Consider the following 1,866-nt stretch of genomic DNA (forward strand, 5'->3'; position numbering starts at 1 on the left):
TGCTCTTTAACTCGCAAATAACTGCGCTTATCGGCCCGTATCTCATACATTGCGGAGAACTACATTTGATAGCCTTTCCGCCTGCCAAATCTCGTACTCTTCAATCTTCCAGCGTTGACCATTCCAATAGATTGGCCCGTCTGGGTCTGCAGCCACTTTGACGGGTTCTTCAAACATGACTGAGACCAACACTTCGGCGTTTTTCTCATCTTCCAGTACTACGTCTACGTCTGGGTCGTCTAAGTCTTCGATGCGGAAACGGTCAGAATCGTTGTCCATCAACCACGCCCCAACATTGGCGAACAGCACCGCTGGGTCGTATTCTTTGAAAGGGAATTTGTCGAAGTAGAAGTCAGCAACATAACGCTGATACAGCAGGTCAAAACCATGGCCCATGTGCTTGGTTTCTAGTTTCAACTCAACCCTGCCCATTTCACATTCCATGCGCTTGGCTATCTTGTCGCCCACAACGCTGATTAAAAATGCGTTTAGATCACGCAGCTTGTAACCTGCTTGGTATTGCGTTCTCATAGCAAATCCACCGATGAACGGTTCAGCCCTTTCATATTTCGAATAATGCGCTGGCTTTCTGAAAGTAATTCAGTGCGCACCTCTACGCTTCTGTCTGCGATGTGATCGCCCTTGTCCTTGGTATGAACAGTTGCAATGTCCGGCAGCAAATCAGCTTTGGCTCTCGCAAATACTGCTGATTCGTATTGATATACAACACGATTTTTATCATTCATTTTCGGAAAAGCAGGAACATCGCCAGCAGTTGCATGCCCCTCTTCCTGATACATAGCTTTTAAGTCTTCGAGTTGCTGATTAACTTCCGAAACCGCATTAACTAGAGCGATAGCAATACGTTCTGAATCTTGAGCAGCAGGAATACCGCGACGCTTTTCAAAATCACCGGCATTGATGTTCGGCCAAAAACCGTCATTAGTGATTTCTGTCGCTTGATAATCCGAACCGGAAGATCCCGTAAACATCGTTATTCCTCTTTTAATAAGTGAGCCTCTAGCCACTGGGTCGACGGTATTGAGTTAGCCTATTGGCACTCTTACCTCACCAGCCGAGGCTCGGCGGCGTAGGAGCTGTTACAAATTTTTGTTGTCTTTAATCGCTCGAATACGTTGTTCTACCTGACCAATTTTGGTTTTCACCCCAATTTTGGCGTACTTCTCATGAGCACACTGCAGTAGCAACAAGGCCTTTTCCAAGGTATCTAAACAACCGATAGATGTCGGTTGCGGTTGTCCTTCTTCATTTCGAAGTAAGTGCAACCCAGCAAATCGATACCACTTGGCATGCACTTCTTCGTGTAGTCGCCATTCGCTCTCAACCTTTTCAAAAACCGCGCTGAAATAAGGCTCGATAGAATGTCCTCTGCCAGACTCTTTTTCCGCCCAAGCTAAAACTTCATCGGCGCACACGGTTGGCCAGTCACGTCGGAAGTTATCTGGTGTAGGTAAATCAAGCGCTATGGCTTTCAAGCACCAATCAATCGCGGTTTCCATGTCGTTGACATCGAACAACCAGATAACCATATTGGTGAAAATTGGGTTCTCGAATACTTCGCCTTTTGCTAGGTAAGCTTCCACGTACGGTTTGTACTTGGGCACCAAAACATCACGCTTATGTTTCACCTTGTCTTCGATAGCATTGAGCTGTTTTAGATACTTGCGGTCTTCTTCAAAATCGATCAGCTTGATGTGCAGGCTTTCGGTATTTGCACTAGCACTCAACTTCGATGCAGAATGACTGACTTGATTTTCTAGAAGCTGACGACGCTGCCTTGCTAAAGGACTAGCCATTCATCACCTCTGCAGTGGCTGATTCGACGACTGAAACAGATTCGATAGC

General features: G+C 46.2%; 3 protein-coding genes. All 3 read right to left on the reverse strand.

The window, feature by feature from the left end:
• Positions 1 to 42: 42 nt before the first annotated feature.
• The 3 genes from R7E29_RS18025 to gpM all read right to left on the reverse strand — a co-directional run bounded on the left by R7E29_RS18025 (position 43) and on the right by gpM (position 1,817).
• Complete coding sequence (locus R7E29_RS18025; protein ID WP_238975089.1) at positions 43 to 531, reverse strand: phage tail protein; 489 nt, start codon at positions 529 to 531, stop codon at positions 43 to 45.
• Positions 528 to 992: a head completion/stabilization protein gene (locus R7E29_RS18030; protein WP_017821173.1), complete on the reverse strand. Its 465-nt coding sequence runs from the start codon at positions 990 to 992 to the stop codon at positions 528 to 530. The genes R7E29_RS18025 and R7E29_RS18030 overlap by 4 nt, the downstream gene beginning before the upstream one ends.
• Before the next feature lie 108 nt (positions 993 to 1,100).
• Positions 1,101 to 1,817, reverse strand: a complete 717-nt coding sequence (gpM, locus tag R7E29_RS18035) for a phage terminase small subunit (RefSeq protein ID WP_017821172.1) — start codon at positions 1,815 to 1,817, stop codon at positions 1,101 to 1,103.
• Positions 1,818 to 1,866 lie beyond the last annotated feature (49 nt).

This window comes from Vibrio sp. Vb1729, from assembly GCF_033338655.1.
GTDB classification, from domain to species: domain Bacteria; phylum Pseudomonadota; class Gammaproteobacteria; order Enterobacterales; family Vibrionaceae; genus Vibrio; species Vibrio alginolyticus.